The following is an 18,077-nucleotide window of genomic DNA, read 5'->3' on the forward strand; positions in this document are numbered from 1 at the left end:
TTCGGCCCCAGTCGGCTATCTATCCGCCGTCGTCCTGGCGACAGCCAGGACCCATTGCCACCGGCGGATATTTGTTGAAACAGATGGCGACTCCTATTCCGGCACACACAACCTCCTGTGGTTATGGGTCCCGGGTCGCGCTTCGCTTGCCCGGGACGACGGCGGAGTGTGGCGTGCTGCTGGTGTTCAATGCTCGCTGACATCAAGAAAAACCCGTGGCGGCTGCTGCTCGCGATCAACGCGGCCGTGATCGTCGGCGTCTTCATTCACAAGGTGAAGCTGCCGCCTTACGTCCCTTACATCCATCTCCTGGTCGACTACCATTTCGGCTTCATCAAGCGCGCCCTCGTCGGCGCGATCGTTGCGCTGTTCACCGAGAAGGTGCCGGTGTGGCTGGTATTCGCCATCGCAGGAACGGCTTGGCTGGCGACGCTGGCCCTCTTCGTGCGGCTGTTTCAGAAGACCTTCGGCTTCAGTGCGAAGACGCTGCCGCTGTTCGTGTTCATGGCGGGCTCACCTTACTTCCTGAAGAATTTCATGCACACGCTCGGCCATTTCGACATCTATGGCTGCCTCTTCGCCCTGGTCCTGCTGCTGATGCCGGCGGGCTCGCTGCTGTTCGTGGCGAGCGCCGCGCTGTTCTCGATCATTCTCGTGCTGATCCACCACATTCATCTCTTGATGTATGTGCCGACGATTATCACCATCGTCGTCATCAGGCATTATCTCACCCACGGCATCACCAGGACCAATGTCGCATTTGGCTTGGCGGCACTGCTCTGCGTCAGCGCACTGTTCTTTGCCGCGCAATTCCTCGGGACCATGCCGATCCCGCAGGCCGATTTCCTCGCTTATCTGAAGTCACGGATGGCCGATCCGTCACGCGAGGACCTGCTGCAATTCGCCTATATCTGGTACCAGCCGCTCGCGAAGGAAATTTCCGACACCTGGGCCTGGCTGCCGCACAACAGTCTCGGCCTTCCCGTCTTCGCGCTGCTGCTGTGGCTGCACACTCCGCTGTGGCGCTATTTTGCCGACTTGATCCGCGCACTTGCGAGCGATCTGCACCGCCACCTCGTCATCGCGGCCCTGGTCGGCGTCAGCCTCGCCTATCTCGTGATGTTCGCGATGGTGTTCGACTATTCGCGCTGGATGTCAAGCTGGGCGGTCTGCATGTTCCTGATCCTGCACGCCGTGAAGATGCTGCCGGCAAAGCACGAGACGCCGCTGATTCCGGGCGAGGACCAGAAGACAAACATCTTCGGCCTGATCATCACGCTGATCCCGCGCGTCGGGATCGTGCGGCCGTTCTAGAATCTCGCCCGGCGGATCCGCACATACAGCGCGCCCTCGCCACCATGGCCGATGCCGGCTTCCTCGAAGCCGACCACGAAGGCGCGGAATTCCGGCAGGCTCAGCCATTCCGGCACTTGCCGACGCAGCACGCCGCTTTCGCCGCCGCTGCGGCCCTTGCCGGTGATGACAAGAACGAAGGTCAGGCCATCATGATGGGCACGGTGCAGGAAACCGGTCAGCGCGCGGTGGGCGCGCATCTGGGTCATGCCGTGCAGATCAAGCCGCGCCTCGATCTCGCTGCGGCCGCGCGACAGTTTTGTGCGCTCGCGCTTGCCGAGCGGGGCGAGCGGCGGCATCGACGGCTTTGTCGGACGTGGGGCTGGAGCCGCGGCCAGGGGTCGCGGCGATAGCGCTTGCTTGCCGGCCGGCCCCGCCGGCGAGGGCTCGGCGCGCGGCGCGGTGTGCAGCTTGGCCGCGCGATGCTTCCGCAGCGGCTTGACCTGCTTTGCAACGAGGTCCCACAGCTCGCGATCTTCTTCGCTCAGGCCACGACGGCGCGGCGAAGGACGCGGATCCAGCACGGGCGGACGGGACGATCGCTTCATTGCTGGTGGGGACGTATTTTCATGTGCCTGCGCGGTTCGCGGACAGGTTCTATCATAGGACGCGGCGCCGGCAGCGGCACCGGGCTCGCAACGGCAACAGTCTCGTCATTGCCGGTCGCGGCGGCTGATGCGACCGGCTTCGCTGCGGGTGCTTGCGGAAACAGCTTTGCGATCTTCTCCGACGGGCGCGGATCCGGCACCGGCAGCTTGGCTGCGCGCGTGGCGGGATCGAGGCTCTTCGGCACCAGCATCACGAAATGCATGGGGTGGCGCAGCCGGCCCGAGACACGACCGGCGTCAGCGCCCGCACCAAAATAGAGATCGGCGCGGGCAGGCCCGATGATGGCCGAGCCGGTGTCCTGTGCGATCATCAAACGATGGAACGGCGTCTTGGCGCGGTCGGACTCGATCGGCAGTTCGCCTTCGATGAAGAACGGCGTGCCGTAGACATGCAGCGATTTGTCGACCGCGATCGAGCGGCCGGCGGTCAGCGGAATGCCCTGCGCACCGACCGCCTCGTCCTTGTCGGACAGATTGACCTCGTGGAAGAAGATGTAGGAGCGATTCTGCCGCCGCAGCTCCTTGGCGCCATCGGGGTTTTGCGCCATCCACTCCCTGATCTTCTGCATCGACATCTCTTCCTTCGGAATGATGCCGCGCTCGATCAGGATGCGCCCGACTGCCGTGTAGGGATAGCCGTTATAGGAATCGTAATTGAGCCTGACGGTTGAGCCGTCGTCGAACTTGATCCGCGCCGAGCCCTGGATCTGGGCGAACAAGAGATCGGTCGGATCCTTCAGCCAGGCGATCTCCAGTCCGCGGCCGGCGATCTTGCCGTCCTCGATCTCGCCGCGGTCGTAATAGGGCACGAGCTTGCGGCGGCCGATCTTGCGATACACGGGCCCCTTGTTGGGCAGGCTGACGGAGGCTTGATTGAAGCCGCGCACGAACAGGTTCGAGGGGCGGCGATAGACCGGCACGTTGTAGATTTCGGTCTGGGTCCGGGATCCCTCCAGCACCGGCTCGTAATAGCCGGTGACGAAACCATCGGGCTCGCCGAGGCGCGATATCCGCAACGGCGAAAAGTTTTCTTCGAAGAACGCCTTCGCGCTGGCGTCGTCTACAGGCTCGCGCGACTTGGTGGCGCGGCAGGGTTCGCTCAGCGAGCCGCCCAGCGCCTTTGGTTCAAGCCCCTTGTGTTCAAGAGAGTTGGGCTCGGGCGCGCCGCTCTGCGCATTGATCGACCGGCAGCTGGCACGAAACGTCTTGTAGGCGGCGAGATGATCGTCGTCACTCCAGCCCTTCACGTCGGCCCAGGTCAGCGGCAGATATTGCGCGCCGGGAATTTCGAACGGGAGCGGCAGCCGCGGATAAGGCAGCGCACGCGGCGGGATCGCGGCGACTTCAGGGGCGTGATGATGATGGCTGCGGTAGTGACGCCGCGCAGCCTCGGCGCCAAGCGTAAACGAAGCCAGCACGACGAGGCCTGCGCAAAGCGCCGTCGCGCCGTTCTTCAGGAAGATATTAATTCGCGCTTCCGGTGCCAACCAGCTTCCAGTTCGGATCGCGAGAGGTGGTGTCGCGGGCGAAAGTCCAAATGTCAGTGATGTCGGCGACCTTGTCGGGATTGCCGTCGACGATGTTGCCGGACTTGTCACGGGTGACCGAGATCATCTGCGAGACGAAACGCACGGTCAGCTGCGCCGTGCGATCGCGCAGCTCGGCGCCGGCCAGTTCAGCCTTGTCGATCGACACGAAGCGCGTCTCGGTCTTCTGCTCGTTCTTCTCGCGGTCCTTGATCGCGGTGTCGAAGCTTTCATAGACCTCCGAGGAGAGCAGGTCGCGCAGCGAGCGGCGATCGCCATTGGCAAAGGCGAGCACGATCATCTCATAGGCGCCGCGGGCGCCGGACAGGAAGTGGCGCGGATCGAAGGTGGAATCCCGTTCGACGATGGCGTCGAGCCCCTGAGCCAGCGCGGTACCAGGCTCGGTCAGGCCCTTCCAACGGTCTGAAGGCGGGGTCGGCTCGGCCGTCGGCGCCAGCGGCGCCTGATCGATGACCTTGCCGGGCATGGTCACGACGTTCTTGTCCGGCGCACCACCCAGCGCATTGCGGGCCGTGCGGTCGAACGGCGGCCGCTCATTGCCCGTCCGCTGCCCCAGCACGCTACGCAGCCGCAGGAAAATAAAGACCGCCAGCGCAAGGAAGATGATGGTGTAGATGTCCACGTCGTATCGCTTTCTGGTCTTTACCCAAATCCTTGGGCCAAGGCTTCTTTGGGGTCGCTGCCGGGAAAATCAATCCGGCCAGTAGACCGTTCCATACCGGAACGGCAAGATGACATCACCATTTTTGGCCCGCGCGTCTCGTCCGCGGGATGTAGGCACGAAATCTGGCCCGGCCAATGGCGCCTTTTGGCACAGCGGCAAGTGTAGCGCGTTTTATCCTTAAGGGGAAACCCGATCGTGAGCGGAAATCGCGCATCTTCAAGCGTTTAACGTGCGATTTGGCGTCCGGGCCGGTTCAAACGTCACAGTCGTTGATGGGGCCGGGATCGATCCTCCGGCGCCGTTCGTCCTTGTGGAATGAGGCGGCCCTATGTTAGCCAACCGCCGCGAAATTCAGCCCCAATCGGGTAAGGAGAGACTTTGATGACCAACGGTAACGGCACCCCTCCCGAGGCGGCCCAGGCTCCCCAGCTCAATGTGCTGGCGCAATATACCAAGGACCTGTCGTTCGAAAATCCGAACGCGCCGAGCTCGCTCCAGCAGCAGAGCCAGCCGCCCCAGATCAACATCCAGATCAATGTCAACGCCAACAACCTCAGCGAAACCGAGTTCGAGGTGACGCTGTCGGTCGAGGGCAAGGCCGAGTCCGCGGGCAAGGTGATGTTCTCGTTCGAGCTGGCCTATGCCGGCGTGTTCCGCATCGCCAATGTGCCGAAAGAGAATCTGCACCCGCTGGTCATGATCGAATGCCCGCGCCTGCTGTTCCCGTTCGCCCGCGAGATCATCGCGACCGCCGTGCGCGACGGCGGGTTCCCGCCGCTGATGCTGGATCCGGTCGACTTCGTCGGTCTCTATCGCCAGAACATGGAGCGGCAGATGGCCGCCCAGGGTCAGTCCGGCCAGGCCTGATCTGCCGATCTAGCCAGCCGGAGAGGCGACTGGAGCGGCGAGATATTCGTTCCAGATCGCCTTTTCGCCCATGGTTGCAATGAAGGCTCGATGGGCCTCCCGCTCGGCATCCGACACCCGCGGCGCAAGGGCTATCGGCCGCTGCCGCCGCGGCGCATCGCCGGCGGCATTGACGCGAATGTCCTGGGTCTCCGATGCGAGCAGCAGCTGCGACTGCCGCGCCCCGACCAGATCGACATAAACCTCAGCCAGAAGCTCGGAGTCGAGCAACGCGCCGTGCTTGGTACGGCGTGAATTGTCGATCGAATAGCGCGAACAGAGATCGTCGAGCCGGTTCGACACGCCGGGATGTTTGCGCCGCGCCAGCAGCAGCGTGTCGACCAGCCGCTCGCGCGGAATTGGCGCACGCTGGATCCGGTCGAGCTCGGCATTGATGAAGCTGATGTCGAACGAAGCGTTGTGGATCACCAGCGGCGCATCGCCGATGAACGCCAGGAACTCGTCGGCCACCTCGTGGAACAGCGGCTTGGTCGAGAGGAATTCGGCCGACAGCCCGTGCACGGCGAAGGCTTCCGCCGGCATGTCCCGCTCGGGGTTGATATAGACGTGATACGTCTGTCCCGTCGGCATGCGGTTGAAGATCTCGACGCAGCCGATTTCGACCAGACGATCGCCGCGCAGGGGATCGAGGCCGGTGGTTTCGGTATCGAGAACGATTTCACGCATGATCTGAGGTGCCGTGCAGGGAGCCGTGGAAGCCGGCGAATCAGGCCCGCCGCTGCGGCATCTTAACGACCTCGCTCAGGATGTGCGTGATTTGCGCGCGCACAGGCTCGAGTCCGCGCGAGGTATCCACGACGAAATCCGCCCGCTTGCGCTTTTCGGCGTCGGGCATCTGCTTGGCAATGATGGCCTCTAACTTGGCCTCGTCCATGGTTCCCCGCGCCAGCACGCGCTCGCGCTGTATCTCGGCCGAGGTCGAGACCACGACGACGGCATCGACCCGCTTCTCGCCACCGGTTTCGAACAGCAGCGGGATGTCGAGAACCACGACCGGCGCCTTGGCGGCCTCCGCATCCGCAAAGAATTTTTGCCGGGAGGCGCCGAGCATCGGATGGACGATCTGCTCGAGCTGCTTGATCGCGGCGGGGTCGTGCACCACACGGGCGGACAGTTTGGGCCGGTCGACCTTGCCGTTATCAGTGGTGCCGGGGAAGGCGGCCTCGATCGCCGGCACGGCCTCGCCTTCGTAGAGCTGGTGGACGGCCGCATCGGCGTCGTAGACGGGCACGCCGGCCTCCGCGAACAATTTCGCAGTGGTGGATTTGCCCATCCCGATCGAGCCAGTCAGTCCGAGGATCCGCATCAGCGCAAGACCATCCTTGTCAGTCACATCGCAATGAGCCGCTTGCTCCGCAGGAACGCAAGCAGCGGCAACAGCGGCAGGCCGAGAACGGTGAAATGATCGCCCTCGATCCGCTCGAACAGATGGATGCCGAGCCTTTCGAGCTGATAGGCGCCGACACTGGTGGTGACCGCATCGCCGGCGGCGTCGAGATAGGCTGAAAGTTCGGCCTCGGTCATCTCTCGCATGGTCATGCGAGCGACCGAGACATCCTCGAAGACAATCTTGCCGTCATGAGCCACCGCCACGGCCGAATTCAGCTCATGACTGTTGCCGGCGAGATCACGCAGTTGCGCCAGGGCCTGCGCACGGCCTGCGGGCTTGTTGAAAAGACGATCACCGAGCGCCAGAGTCTGGTCGGCGCCAATCACATAGCTTCCAGAATGATGCGCCGAGACGGCCGTTGCTTTTTCGCGCGCCAGCAGCAGGGCGACCTCGCGCGGGTTGGACAGTTCCGAATTCGCCTGAATTTGGCGTTCATCGACGTCGGCCGTGATCGCCCTGAATTCGAGCCCGGCATTGGCCAGCAGCATTTTTCGCGCACTGCTTTGCGAAGCCAGGATTAACGGAGTTTTGCCGCGCCATAGACCCATGTCACAAGCTATTCTGAGGGCCGATTACGCTGACGATCGCTGTAGAGCTTCATGATCGCCGCGGCGGTTTCCTCGATCGAGCGCCGCGTGACGTCCAGCAGCGGCCAATCGTGCTTGGCGCTCAGCTTGCGCGCGAACGCGACCTCCTCGGTGACCGACTGCCTGTCGGTATAGGTGTCGCTGCCGGATCCGGATTCGGCGCCCATCGAGAGCAGGCGGTTCTGCCGGATCTGAATCAAGCGCTCCGGCGTCGCGTGCAGGCTCACCACCAGCGGCCTCGTCAATGTCTCCAGCTGGGACGGCACGGGTATGCCCGGAACCAGCGGCACATTGGCGGTGCGGATGCCGCGGTTGGCGAGATAGATCGACGTCGGTGTTTTCGAGGTGCGAGACACGCCGACCAGCACGACGTCGGCTTCCTCGAGCCCTTCGACATGCTGCCCGTCGTCATGGATCATCGTGTAGTTCAGCGCATCGATGCGCTTGAAATATTCGGCGTTGAGCACGTGCTGTGCGCCGACGCGCCCCGTGGTCGCAGCCCCGAGATAGGCTTCGAACAATTGCATGACCGGGCCGATGATCGACAGGCTCGGAACATTGATGTTCTTGCACTTGTCCTCAAGCCGGGACACCAGATCCTTCTCCAGCAGCGTGAACAGCACGATGCCGGGCGCTTCCTCGATCTCGTCGAGAACGCGGTCGAGCTGCTTCTGGCTGCGCACCAGCGGATAAACATGCTCGACCGGCGTGACATTCGCGTACTGCGCGGCGACGGCACGCGCGACCGTAATCAGGGTCTCACCGGTGGAGTCGGAGACGAGGTGCAGATGGAAATAATTGCTCGAGGTCGGCACAAAAACTCTTTGTATGGGGGCGGTGTGGTTTGTGGATTTCTGTGGAGCTTAACCGCTCGGAAAGGGTTGCGCGACACCAGGGGCGGGACAAGTGCCAATTTTCTTCACACCGCTGCCCGTCAGAACAAGTCCGGCGGGCCGTCGAGATAGAAGCGGGATTGTGCGGACAACCCTCTTGATAGGATGCGGACAGAAATCCGCAAGCCTTTGTGTCAGGACCATTTATCCGGCCCAGCGGGAACCGGCGCGGACATGTTGACGGATGTGAACAAGCGGGGGCGAACGCGTGGAGGGCGTTGTGTGAGCCCAATCCACGGTCACTCAGACTCAAACCTTTAAGAATCTAAGATTCTAGATTTGAGGAAGGCGCTACGGACGGATATGTGTGCAGGTGAGACCTTAACGAGTTCTTACTATCCCCAGCTCGCCGAGCAGCTGAGCGCAAAGTCGGACGCCGCACATGTTTGAAGACCTCTATCTCTGGATCAAGGCGGTGCACGTGATCGCGGTCATCTCCTGGATGGCCGGCATGCTCTATCTCCCCAGGCTGTTCGTCTATCACTGCGAGGCCGAGATCGGCTCGAAACAGTCGGAAACCTTCAAGGTGATGGAACGCCGCCTGCTCAAGGCGATCATCAACCCCGCCATGATCGTCACCTGGCTCGCCGGGCTTTATCTCGCCTGGGCCGGTCACTGGTTCACATTCGGCTGGCTGCACGTAAAACTGGCAATGGTGCTGGCGCTGTCCGCGGTCCACGGCTTTTTTTCCCGCTGGCTCAAGGACTTCGCCGCTGACCGGCGCCCCCACAGTCAGAAATTCTTCCGTGGTATCAATGAGGTGCCGACCGTCCTGATGATCATCATCGTCATCATGGTGATCGTGAAGCCATTCTAGGCAAGATTTGAGGCAGGAAACGTGAACGATCGCTCAGAGCTTCGGCTTGCGGAGTGGAAAGCGATTTTCTATATTGTCGATATCCCACCCAACGCAGGCGGATGTGGTTGTGTCCGAGCTTTTTGAAGGCCGGACACCGCATCAGGTTTGAAGCCCCCACCGGCACTTAACCTTGCCAGACCTGCGGACCTTATCTTCTGACGTCCGCATTTCAGAGCCTCCTCGCACCCCCTCCCAAGGTTACCCCACAGGACCACCCCAATGCGGGAAATCAAACTCGAAGACCTCAAGTCCAAAACGCCGGCCGAGCTCGTCTCGTTCGCGGAGGAGAATGGGGTCGAGAATGCCAGCACCATGCGCAAGCAGGAGCTGTTGTTCGCCATCCTCAAGCAGCTCGCACTCGCAGAGACCGACATTGTCGGCCAGGGCGTCGTCGAGGTGCTCTCCGACGGCTTCGGCTTTCTCCGCTCGCCCGATGCCAATTATCTGCCGGGCCCGGACGATATCTACGTTTCGCCCTCGCAGATCCGCCGCTTCGGCCTGCGCACCGGCGACACCATCGAAGGCCATATCCGCAGCCCGAAGGAGGGCGAGCGCTATTTCGCGCTGCTGAAGGTCAACACGCTCAATTTCGAGGATCCGGAAAAGGCCAAGCACAAGGTCAATTTCGACAACCTCACGCCGCTGTTTCCGAATCAGCGTTTCCGCATGGAAATCGACGATCCGACGCGGAAAGACCTGTCCGCACGCGTGATCGACATCGTGGCCCCGATCGGCAAAGGCCAGCGCGCGCTGATCGTCGCGCCGCCGCGCACGGGTAAAACCGTGCTGATGCAGAACATCGCGCATTCGATCACAGCCAATCATCCCGATTGCTATCTGATCGTGCTGCTGATCGACGAGCGTCCGGAAGAAGTCACTGACATGCAGCGTTCGGTGAAGGGCGAGGTCGTGTCGTCGACCTTCGACGAGCCGGCGGTGCGTCACGTCCAGGTCGCCGAGATGGTGATCGAGAAGGCCAAGCGCCTCGTCGAGCACGGCCGCGACGTCGTCATCCTGCTCGATTCGATCACGCGCCTCGGCCGCGCCTACAACACCGTCGTGCCGTCGTCAGGCAAGGTGCTGACCGGTGGTGTCGACGCCAACGCGCTGCAGCGCCCGAAGCGCTTCTTCGGCGCCGCGCGTAACATCGAGGAGGGCGGATCGCTGACCATCATCGCGACCGCGCTGGTCGATACCGGCAGCCGCATGGACGAAGTCATCTTCGAAGAGTTCAAGGGCACCGGTAACTCGGAGCTCATCCTCGACCGCAAAGTCTCGGACAAGCGGACCTTCCCGGCGATCGACATCTCGCGCTCCGGCACCCGCAAGGAGGAGCTCATCACCGATCCGCAGGTGCTCAAGAAGATGTACGTGCTCCGCCGTATCCTCAACCCGATGGGCACGATGGACGCGATCGACTTCCTGCTCGACAAGCTGCGCTCGACCAAGAGCAATTCGGAGTTCTTCGACTCCATGAACACCTGAGCCAGGGTGCAGCCGAGACATCAGAGGGCGCCTTCGGGCGCCCTTTTTGTTGTGCGGCTTTGCTGCAGCGAAAGTGCAGCATGACTGATGCATCGGCCAAGAATACGACATTCCCATAAGGTGTTGATATATTTATATTTTGATTGACTTCTGGTCGGCCGAAATTGGTTTGGGTTCGGAATTTCGCAGCAAAATCCGAAGATTATATTGCAGTGCAATATAGACTGTGTTGCGGGTCAGACCGCAGCAAAATGTTCGTTGGAAGGACCCGGAACGAGCCGTTTGCCTTTTCCTGGCCAGCCGGACAAATAGGCCATGCATCCGAGAGACCAGACCATCTTTGCGCTGTCGTCCGGCCGACCGCCGAGCGCGATCGCCCTGGTGCGCGTCTCCGGTCCCCAGGCCGGGCTGGTGCTGACGTCGCTCGCAGGCCAGCTGCCGTCGCCGCGACAAGCGAGCCGCCGCTTGCTCCGCGACGGCACGGGTCAGCCGATCGATGATGCGGTCGTGCTCTGGTTTCCAGGGCCGGCCAGCGCGACCGGCGAGGATGTGGCTGAAGTCCACGTCCATGGCGGACGCGCGGTGCTCGCCGCGCTCTTCGATGCAATTTCTTCTATTCCGAATACACGCGCGGCAGAGCCTGGCGAGTTCACGCGGCGCGCGTTCGAGAACGGCAAACTTGATCTCACTGAGGCCGAGGGGCTCGACGATCTCATTCATGCCGACACTGATCGCCAGCGCAGTCAGGCGCTACGCCAGTTGCAGGGCTTGCTGGGCCACCGTGCGCGCGACTGGCGCGAGCGCATCATCGAAGCGTCGGCGCTGATCGAGGCGGGAATCGATTTTTCCGATGAAGGCGATGTGCCCGCGGAATTGCTGGCGCCGGCGGTGAGGGCGATCGAGGCGCTGCACGATGAAGTAGCAAAAGTCCTTGCGGCACAGGGACATTCTGAACGTCTGCGCGACGGTCTGGTGGTCGCGATCGCGGGCGAGCCGAATGTGGGCAAGTCGACGCTCATGAATCAGCTCGCCCGCCGCGAGGTCGCGATCGTCTCGCCGCACGCCGGCACCACGCGCGACGTGATCGAGGTGCAGCTCGATCTCGACGGCTACCCGGTCACCGTCATCGACACGGCCGGTATTCGCGAGACCGACGACCCCGTCGAGCAGGAAGGCGTGCGCCGCGCGCGAGCCCGGGCCGACGACGCTGACCTGGTGCTGTGGCTGGTGGAGGGAGCGTGCCCCGCCGATCCGCAGGCGCTGCGGTCGCTTCGGAAATCCGGAGACGGCGATCGGTCGGACGGAGCGGTCTGGATCGTGCGCAACAAGGTCGATTTGGGCGGAACTGGGTCGCGCGGTGAATTCGCTATCTCGGCGAGCCGCGGCGATGGCATCGCCGAGCTGGTCGATGCCCTCGTCAGATTCGCCTCTGATTTCTTTGGAACCACCGAGGGCGGAATGGTGACTCGGGCCCGCCAGCGCGATCTGTTGAGCCAGGCCGCGATCAGCTTGCGCCGGAGCCTGGAGCTTGTAGAAGAGGGCGAAGAGTTGGCCGCCGAAGAATTGCGTGCGGCCGCCTATGCCCTTGGCCGGCTGCTCGGGCGGGTGGACGTCGAGGACGTCCTCGGCGCTATCTTCCAGAAATTCTGCATCGGGAAGTAGCGTTAGTTCTTCAATGTAGAACTAGGACTTGTTCCATTGCTTGCGTTTCACGTGAAACAATGAAGCGCGCCTGTTTCACGTGACCCCCCCCAGGACCGGAGCCCTGTCATCGCGGGAGCCTCTGCGACGAAGCGATCGTGGATCTGTTTCACGTGAAACGGCGATAAGGCGTCCTGATCGTTTCACGTGAAACAGCGGCCAAGCCAGCGAACTCCTACTGTGCATGGGGTTGTTTTCGCGATGCCGCTTGGGTCCCCGTGGCCACCCCGTTTCACGTGAAACATCCTCGCGACCCAGTTTCCGCTTCCGGGTTTCCCGCCTCTGGGCTAGAAGTCCGCCTATGCGATCAGAGCAGGATAGTTTCGACGTCATCGTCATTGGCGGCGGCCATGCCGGCTGTGAGGCCGCAGCTGCGGCCGCACGGATGGGGGCTGCGACGGCCCTGGTGACGCACCGCTTCTCGACGGTGGGCGCGATGTCCTGCAATCCGGCCATCGGCGGTCTCGGCAAGGGGCATCTGGTCCGCGAAGTCGATGCTCTCGACGGTCTGATGGGGCGTGTCGGCGACGCCGGCGGCATCCAGTTCCGGGTGCTCAACCGCCGCAAGGGTCCAGCCGTTCGCGGCCCCCGGGCCCAGGCCGACCGGAAGCTTTACGCGGCCGCCATGCAGGCCACGATCCGGGAGACCACGGGTCTGTCCGTGATCGAAGGCGAGGCCGATGAGCTGATCGTGGTCGATGGCCGGGTCACGGGACTGCGTCTGGCTGAAGGCCGGGAGCTTCGGGCAGGGGCCGTTGTGGTCACGACGGGTACTTTCTTGCGTGGTCTGATCCATCTCGGCGAGAAGAATTGGCCCGCCGGCCGGGTCGGCGAGGCGCCGGCGATGGGTCTTTCGAGGTCCTTTGAGCGCGCCGGCTTCACCCTCGGACGGCTCAAGACCGGGACGCCGCCGCGTCTGGACGGCTCCACCATCGACTGGTCCGCGGTCGAGATGCAGCCCGGAGACGAGCCGCCGGAGCCGTTCTCGGTGATGACCGACCGGATCACGACGCCGCAGATCCAGTGCGGCATCACCCGGACGACCTCGGCGACCCATGAGGTGATCCGGGCCAATGTTCATCGCTCCCCGATGTATTCCGGCCAGATCAAAAGCTCCGGTCCGCGCTATTGCCCCTCGATCGAGGACAAAATCGTTCGCTTCGGCGACCGCGACGGTCACCAGATCTTCTTGGAGCCGGAAGGTCTCGACGATACCACCGTCTATCCCAACGGCATCTCGACCTCGCTCCCAGAGGAGGTCCAGCTCGCGATCCTCGCCAGCATCCCTGGCCTCGAGCAGGTGAAGATGGTCCGTCCGGGCTACGCCATCGAATACGACCATATCGATCCCCGGGAGCTCGATCCGACTCTCCAGACCAAGCGCCTGCGTGGTCTGTTCCTGGCTGGGCAAATCAACGGCACCACCGGCTACGAGGAAGCCGCTGGCCAGGGCATCGTCGCCGGCCTCAACGCGGCGCTTGCCGCCAGCGGGGCGGCGCTCACCGTGTTCGACCGTGCGGACGGCTATCTCGGCGTGATGATCGACGACCTCGTCACGAGAGGGATCACCGAGCCCTATCGGATGTTCACCTCGCGAGCCGAATACAGACTGACTTTGCGGGCCGACAACGCCGATCAGCGCCTGACCGAGAAGGGGATCGCGCTGGGCTGTGTCGGCAGCGCCCGTATCAGGCACCATCGCACCAAGATGGACGCTCTGAATGCCGCCCGGAATCTCTCGAAGTCCCTGACCATCACCCCGAACGAGGCCATCAAGCATGGGCTCTCCCTCAACCGGGACGGCCAGCGCCGCTCGGCGTTCGAGCTGATGGCCTATCCTGAGGTCGGCTGGAGTCAGGTTCGTGCGATCTGGCCGGAGCTATCAGCCATTGATCCTGTGATCGCCACCCACCTGGAGATCGACGCCAAGTACGACGTCTATCTGGAGCGCCAGAGCGCCGACGTCGAAGCGTTCCGGCGCGACGAGGGCATGGTGCTGTCGGAGGTCGATTACAGCCAGGTCCCCGGTCTCTCCAATGAAGTCCGCGCCAAGCTGGAGAAGGCGCGGCCGTTCACGGTCGGCCAGGCCGGGCGGATCGACGGCATGACGCCGGCGGCCCTCGGCATCCTCGCGGCTTATCTCCGCCGCGAGGCACGGAAGACCTCCAAAGCAATCGCATAGGCGTTTCACGTGAAACAACGCGGACCGGGCGGCGATAGACCGCTAACGCGACGACCCGGAGCAGGTGAGGGCACCCCCGGTCGGTCCCATCCGGCGCCAGTCCAGCCGAAGATCGACAAGGCCAGCGCCAATGATCAGGCGCTCGACAGGATCATCGCGGCCGACAAGCGCGCGGCCTTGAGGCTCGCCCCTGTTTCGCACGAAACGGAGGCGAGGCTCGACCGCTACATCGCGCTGCTCAGGGAGTGGCAGGTCAAGACCAATCTGGTCGCGCCCTCGACCCTGCCGACCCTCTGGACCCGGCATATCGCCGATTCGCTTCAGCTCGTCGATCTCGCGCCAACGGCCAAACGCTGGGCCGATCTCGGCAGCGGCGGCGGCTTTCCCGGCGTGGTCCTCGCCTGCGCCATGGCCGGGACTCCGGGTGCGAAGGTCCATCTCGTCGAGCGAATCGCCAAGAAGGCCGCGTTTTTGCGCGAAGCCGTTCGCGTCACCACATCTCCGGGAGTCGTACATCTCGCTGAGATCGGGGATAATGTGGATAGAATCACCGGCCCCGTCGATTGCGTCACCGCACGCGCGCTGGCTCCGCTACATCAACTCATCGGCTTTGCGGAGCCGCTGACGCGCCAGGGCGCAAAGGCGTTGTTTCTCAAGGGTCAAGATGTAGAGGCTGAATTGACCGAAGCCGCTAGATATTGGAATATTCAGCCGCAACTCCACCGAAGCCGGACGGGCGACGGTTGGATCGTCGAGCTGACTTCAGTTGAACGGCGCGGGTGAGGCGCTCAGGGGTTGAGTTGGGGAATTTCGATGACCGTGATTGACGAGCCGCAGCAAGACCAGGGCGCCCAGGAAAAAGCTGACCGAGAAAAAGCTGACGTGCCGCATGGCCATCCGCGCATCCTGGCTCTGGCGAATCAGAAGGGCGGCGTGGGAAAAACAACCACAGCGATTAATCTCGGAACGGCACTCGCCGCGATCGGCGAGCGCGTCCTGATCGTCGACCTCGATCCGCAGGGCAATGCCTCGACCGGTCTCGGCATCGATCGCCGCAACCGCTCCTGCTCGACCTATGACGTGCTGATCGGCGAAGCCCCTCTGCGCGAGGCCGTCGTGTCGACCGCGGTGCCGCGGTTGCACATCGCGCCCTCGACCATGGATCTCTCCGGCCTCGAGCTCGAGCTCGGCACCACCGCCGGCCGCGCCTTCAAGTTGCGCGATGCGATCGCCTCGCTCAACAACAACGTCTCGCCCTATGCCGATTACACCTATGTGCTGATCGACTGCCCGCCCTCGCTCAATCTGCTCACGGTGAATGCGATGGCCGCGTCGGACGCGATCCTGGTGCCGCTGCAATGCGAGTTCTTCGCGCTCGAAGGTCTGTCGCAATTGCTCCAGACGGTGGAGCAGGTGCGTTCGACGCTCAATCCGAACCTGTCGATCCACGGTATCGTGCTGACCATGTTCGACTCACGCAACAACCTCTCGAACCAGGTCGTCGCGGACGTCCGCCAGTTCATGGGCGAGAAGGTCTACAAGACCATGATCCCACGCAACGTGCGCATTTCGGAAGCGCCGTCCTACGGCAAGCCGGTGCTGGTGTACGATCTCAAATGCGTGGGCAGCGAAGCTTACTTGCGGCTCGCCACCGAAGTGATCCAGCGCGAGCGCGAGCTGCGCGTCACGCATTGACGGTGCCGTAGGTCCGTAGGTGGGTTAGCCGAAGGCGTAACCCACCTACGTCTGCCGCCTCGAGCGAAGCAATGGTGGGTTACGCTGCGCTAACCCACCCTACGATTTGAATTTCAAGTCCGGAGTACGCTAACGTGAATCCAAGGGAGCTGGCGATGGCCGATGAAGCGCGTTCGCGACTGGGCCGGGGTCTTGCAAGTCTGATCGGTGATGTCGGCGGCGAAGCCCAGCACGTCGATCGTCCGCGCGCGCAGCGCAAGGTGCCGATCGAATTCATCAAGGCCAATCCGCGCAACCCGCGCCGCACGTTTTCGGACACCGAGCTCAAGGAGCTCTCGGAGTCCATCAAGCAGCACGGCGTGATCCAGCCGATCGTGGTGCGCCCCGTCAAGGGCGCGCAGGATCGCTTCGAGATCATCGCCGGCGAGCGACGCTGGCGCGCTTCGCAGATGGCGGGGCTGCATGAAGTGCCGATCGTGCCGGTCGACATCAGCGACAGCGATGCGCTGGAATTCGCGATCGTCGAGAACGTGCAGCGTGAAGACCTCAACCCGATGGAAGAGGCGCAGGGCTATCACGCGCTCGCCAACGAGTTCAAACGCAGCCAGGACGACATCGCCAAGGTTGTCGGCAAGAGCCGCAGCCATGTCGCCAACATGATGCGGCTGACCAAGTTGCCGGCCGAGGTGCAGGCCTTCATCGCCACCGGCGAGCTGACCGCAGGCCACGCCCGCGCGCTGATCGGCGTGCCGGATCCGCTCGCCGCCGCCAAGCGGATCGTTGCGGAGGGTCTCAACGTCCGACAGGCCGAAGCGCTCGCGCACGAAGAGGGCGTACCGGAGCGCAAGCCGCAAAAGCCGCGCGCCACCGGGGCCAAGGAAAAGGACCCCGATACGATCGATCTCGAAAAGCGCGTCAGCGACGCGCTCGGCCTCAAGGTGACAGTCAATCACCGCGACCCCGGCGGCTCGGTCCAGATCAACTACCGCAACCTCGATCAGCTCGACGAGGTGATGAAGCGGCTCGCGAAGGGCGGGCTGTAGACAGGACTAGTCAACCATCGTGTGTGTGGTGAATCGGGCAATTCGCCACGCGCCCAGTGTCGTCCCGGCCTTCGCCAGGACGACGTTGGCGCAGTTACCCCCGCCGCCTTGCATTCGCGGCGATCGCCATCAGCGTGCGTTGGGCGATCGCGGCGGCGAGCGTCGATTGTTTGCGGGTGTCGAGCGCGGCGGCCGCGAGCTGCTCGATGATGGCGGCGAGCCTTGCCACGCTGAAATTGCGCAGCGCCGTTTCGACCATGGGCTTTCGTGAAAAATGCAGCCGCGGAAAGCCGCCGTCCAGCACGGCGGAGGCAGGCTGGCCGTCGGCGATGGCGAGCGCGGATTTGTGCAGCCATGCGGCCTGGCGCTGCGCGGCCGAGATGATCACGCCCGGATAGGTGCCGGCGACCATGGCCTTTGCGAATTCGGTCTCGACGATGTCGGGCCGCCCGGCGAAAGCGCCGTCGACGATCGGATCGAGCTTGAGCTCGGACGCATCCGCGACGACGGACGTCACGTCGTCCAGCGTGATTTCGCCCTTGCCATGAGCGTAGAGCGTGAGCTTGCGCAGCTCGTTGCGCGAGGCCTGGCGGTCGCCGCCGAGGAACGACATCAATGCCGCGCGGGCGTCCTGCGTAATGCGCAAGTTCGCAATGCGGAGCTCATCCTCCATCAATTTTGCAAGGTCGCGTTCGGTGTCGGGGTAGCAGCCGATCGCGACGGCGGTCCGGGCCTTTTCGCAGGTCTTGCGCAGCGGCGATTCCGGGCGCAGCTCGCCGGCCTCGATCACGATGCGGCAATCCCTCACGCTCATCTCGGCCAGCGTGTCGATGCCGGCGGCAAAGCTCCGCGAGCCGGCGCGGACGCGAATGGCGCGGCGGCCGCCGAACAGCGGCACGGTCATGGCCTCGTCGACCAGGCGCGACGGCTCGGCGGACAACTCGTCGCCGTCGAGCTTCACCAGCGAGAAGGGGTCATTGGGGTCGTCGACGGCGGACGCAATCAACGCGTCGGCGCGCTCACGCACGAGGCCGGCATCGGGACCATAAAGCAGGATGATCGGACGGCCCGCGTCGGGACGCGCGAGGAAGGCATCGATCTCTTTTCCGCGCAGCGCGACCATCGGGCCTCAAGCGGGAAATG

General features: G+C 63.3%; 17 protein-coding genes. 9 read left to right on the top strand and 8 right to left on the bottom strand.

The features are described from left to right. Positions 1-189 precede the first annotated feature (189 nt). A complete protein-coding gene (locus tag XH91_RS01225) occupies positions 190-1,314 on the top strand; it encodes a hypothetical protein (protein ID WP_128948904.1) in 1,125 nt (374 codons plus the stop codon). Here the strand turns inward: XH91_RS01225 and XH91_RS01230 are convergent. From XH91_RS01230 to XH91_RS01240, 3 genes are read right to left on the bottom strand one after another with little or no spacing between them, the layout of a single operon-like run. Beyond that, positions 1,311-1,901, bottom strand: a complete 591-nt coding sequence (locus XH91_RS01230) for a Smr/MutS family protein (RefSeq protein ID WP_128948905.1) — start codon at positions 1,899-1,901, stop codon at positions 1,311-1,313. The genes XH91_RS01225 and XH91_RS01230 overlap by 4 nt on opposite strands. Next, complete coding sequence (mltA, locus tag XH91_RS01235) at positions 1,898-3,448, bottom strand: murein transglycosylase A (protein ID WP_164933947.1); 1,551 nt, start codon at positions 3,446-3,448, stop codon at positions 1,898-1,900. Before mltA ends, XH91_RS01230 begins: the two co-directional genes overlap by 4 nt. Further along, positions 3,426-4,130: a Tim44/TimA family putative adaptor protein gene (locus tag XH91_RS01240; protein WP_128948906.1), complete on the bottom strand. Its 705-nt coding sequence runs from the start codon at positions 4,128-4,130 to the stop codon at positions 3,426-3,428. The genes mltA and XH91_RS01240 overlap by 23 nt, the downstream gene beginning before the upstream one ends. A gap of 423 nt (positions 4,131-4,553) precedes the next feature. On the opposite strand from XH91_RS01240, the gene secB reads away from it, so the two are divergent. Further along, on the top strand, positions 4,554-5,039 hold the full coding sequence (gene secB / locus XH91_RS01245; protein WP_128948907.1) for a protein-export chaperone SecB: 486 nt from the start codon (positions 4,554-4,556) through the stop codon (positions 5,037-5,039). 9 nt (positions 5,040-5,048) lie between these two features. Here the strand turns inward: secB and dnaQ are convergent, their stop codons facing one another. From dnaQ to XH91_RS01265, 4 genes are read right to left on the bottom strand one after another with little or no spacing between them, the layout of a single operon-like run. Continuing rightward, positions 5,049-5,765 carry a DNA polymerase III subunit epsilon gene (dnaQ, locus tag XH91_RS01250; RefSeq protein ID WP_128948908.1) on the bottom strand — a complete coding sequence of 239 codons (717 nt, stop codon included), beginning with the start codon at positions 5,763-5,765 and terminating at the stop codon, positions 5,049-5,051. 40 nt (positions 5,766-5,805) lie between these two features. Further along, entirely contained in the window at positions 5,806-6,405 is a 600-nt protein-coding gene (gene coaE / locus XH91_RS01255; RefSeq protein WP_128954673.1) for a dephospho-CoA kinase, read from the bottom strand. A 23-nt stretch (positions 6,406-6,428) separates the two neighbouring features. Beyond that, on the bottom strand, positions 6,429-7,037 hold the full coding sequence (locus XH91_RS01260; RefSeq protein WP_128948909.1) for a Maf family nucleotide pyrophosphatase: 609 nt from the start codon (positions 7,035-7,037) through the stop codon (positions 6,429-6,431). Between the two features lie 8 nt (positions 7,038-7,045). Next, entirely contained in the window at positions 7,046-7,891 is an 846-nt protein-coding gene (locus tag XH91_RS01265; protein ID WP_128948910.1) for a pyruvate, water dikinase regulatory protein, read from the bottom strand. Positions 7,892-8,351: 460 nt separating this feature from the next. On the opposite strand from XH91_RS01265, the gene hemJ reads away from it, so the two are divergent. From hemJ to XH91_RS01305, 7 genes are all read left to right on the top strand, one after another. Beyond that, positions 8,352-8,786 carry a protoporphyrinogen oxidase HemJ gene (gene hemJ / locus XH91_RS01275; protein WP_128948911.1) on the top strand — a complete coding sequence of 145 codons (435 nt, stop codon included), beginning with the start codon at positions 8,352-8,354 and terminating at the stop codon, positions 8,784-8,786. Between the two features lie 261 nt (positions 8,787-9,047). Continuing rightward, positions 9,048-10,313 carry a transcription termination factor Rho gene (gene rho / locus XH91_RS01280; protein ID WP_057751982.1) on the top strand — a complete coding sequence of 422 codons (1,266 nt, stop codon included), beginning with the start codon at positions 9,048-9,050 and terminating at the stop codon, positions 10,311-10,313. 315 nt (positions 10,314-10,628) lie between these two features. After that, on the top strand, positions 10,629-11,975 hold the full coding sequence (gene mnmE / locus XH91_RS01285) for a tRNA uridine-5-carboxymethylaminomethyl(34) synthesis GTPase MnmE (RefSeq protein WP_128948912.1): 1,347 nt from the start codon (positions 10,629-10,631) through the stop codon (positions 11,973-11,975). A gap of 340 nt (positions 11,976-12,315) precedes the next feature. Continuing rightward, entirely contained in the window at positions 12,316-14,196 is a 1,881-nt protein-coding gene (gene mnmG / locus XH91_RS01290; protein ID WP_128948913.1) for a tRNA uridine-5-carboxymethylaminomethyl(34) synthesis enzyme MnmG, read from the top strand. Between the two features lie 9 nt (positions 14,197-14,205). Beyond that, positions 14,206-14,979, top strand: a complete 774-nt coding sequence (rsmG, locus tag XH91_RS01295; RefSeq protein WP_128948914.1) for a 16S rRNA (guanine(527)-N(7))-methyltransferase RsmG — start codon at positions 14,206-14,208, stop codon at positions 14,977-14,979. A 30-nt stretch (positions 14,980-15,009) separates the two neighbouring features. Continuing rightward, complete coding sequence (locus XH91_RS01300; RefSeq protein ID WP_128948915.1) at positions 15,010-15,891, top strand: ParA family protein; 882 nt, start codon at positions 15,010-15,012, stop codon at positions 15,889-15,891. A 155-nt stretch (positions 15,892-16,046) separates the two neighbouring features. After that, a complete protein-coding gene (locus tag XH91_RS01305; RefSeq protein WP_164933948.1) occupies positions 16,047-16,934 on the top strand; it encodes a ParB/RepB/Spo0J family partition protein in 888 nt (295 codons plus the stop codon). Positions 16,935-17,028: 94 nt separating this feature from the next. Here XH91_RS01305 and holA read toward each other — a convergent pair whose 3' ends face one another. Beyond that, positions 17,029-18,057, bottom strand: a complete 1,029-nt coding sequence (holA, locus tag XH91_RS01310) for a DNA polymerase III subunit delta (RefSeq protein WP_128948917.1) — start codon at positions 18,055-18,057, stop codon at positions 17,029-17,031. Positions 18,058-18,077: the final 20 nt, after the last annotated feature.

Source organism: Bradyrhizobium guangzhouense (genome assembly GCF_004114955.1).
In the GTDB taxonomy this organism is placed as follows: Bacteria; Pseudomonadota; Alphaproteobacteria; order Rhizobiales; family Xanthobacteraceae; genus Bradyrhizobium; species Bradyrhizobium guangzhouense.

What these genes read in the sequence shown, in the direction of transcription:
- XH91_RS01225 (WP_128948904.1), top strand. Translation starts at nt 190, where the DNA reads ATGCTCGCTGACATCAAGAAAAACCCGTGGCGGCTGCTGCTCGCGATC.
- XH91_RS01230 (WP_128948905.1), bottom strand. Translation starts at nt 1,901, where the DNA reads ATGAAGCGATCGTCCCGTCCGCCCGTGCTGGATCCGCGTCCTTCGCCG.
- secB (WP_128948907.1), top strand. Translation starts at nt 4,554, where the DNA reads ATGACCAACGGTAACGGCACCCCTCCCGAGGCGGCCCAGGCTCCCCAG.
- dnaQ (WP_128948908.1), bottom strand. Translation starts at nt 5,765, where the DNA reads ATGCGTGAAATCGTTCTCGATACCGAAACCACCGGCCTCGATCCCCTG.
- coaE (WP_128954673.1), bottom strand. Translation starts at nt 6,405, where the DNA reads ATGCGGATCCTCGGACTGACTGGCTCGATCGGGATGGGCAAATCCACC.
- XH91_RS01260 (WP_128948909.1), bottom strand. Translation starts at nt 7,037, where the DNA reads ATGGGTCTATGGCGCGGCAAAACTCCGTTAATCCTGGCTTCGCAAAGC.
- hemJ (WP_128948911.1), top strand. Translation starts at nt 8,352, where the DNA reads ATGTTTGAAGACCTCTATCTCTGGATCAAGGCGGTGCACGTGATCGCG.
- rho (WP_057751982.1), top strand. Translation starts at nt 9,048, where the DNA reads ATGCGGGAAATCAAACTCGAAGACCTCAAGTCCAAAACGCCGGCCGAG.
- mnmE (WP_128948912.1), top strand. Translation starts at nt 10,629, where the DNA reads ATGCATCCGAGAGACCAGACCATCTTTGCGCTGTCGTCCGGCCGACCG.
- mnmG (WP_128948913.1), top strand. Translation starts at nt 12,316, where the DNA reads ATGCGATCAGAGCAGGATAGTTTCGACGTCATCGTCATTGGCGGCGGC.
- XH91_RS01300 (WP_128948915.1), top strand. Translation starts at nt 15,010, where the DNA reads ATGACCGTGATTGACGAGCCGCAGCAAGACCAGGGCGCCCAGGAAAAA.
- XH91_RS01305 (WP_164933948.1), top strand. Translation starts at nt 16,047, where the DNA reads ATGGCCGATGAAGCGCGTTCGCGACTGGGCCGGGGTCTTGCAAGTCTG.
- holA (WP_128948917.1), bottom strand. Translation starts at nt 18,057, where the DNA reads ATGGTCGCGCTGCGCGGAAAAGAGATCGATGCCTTCCTCGCGCGTCCC.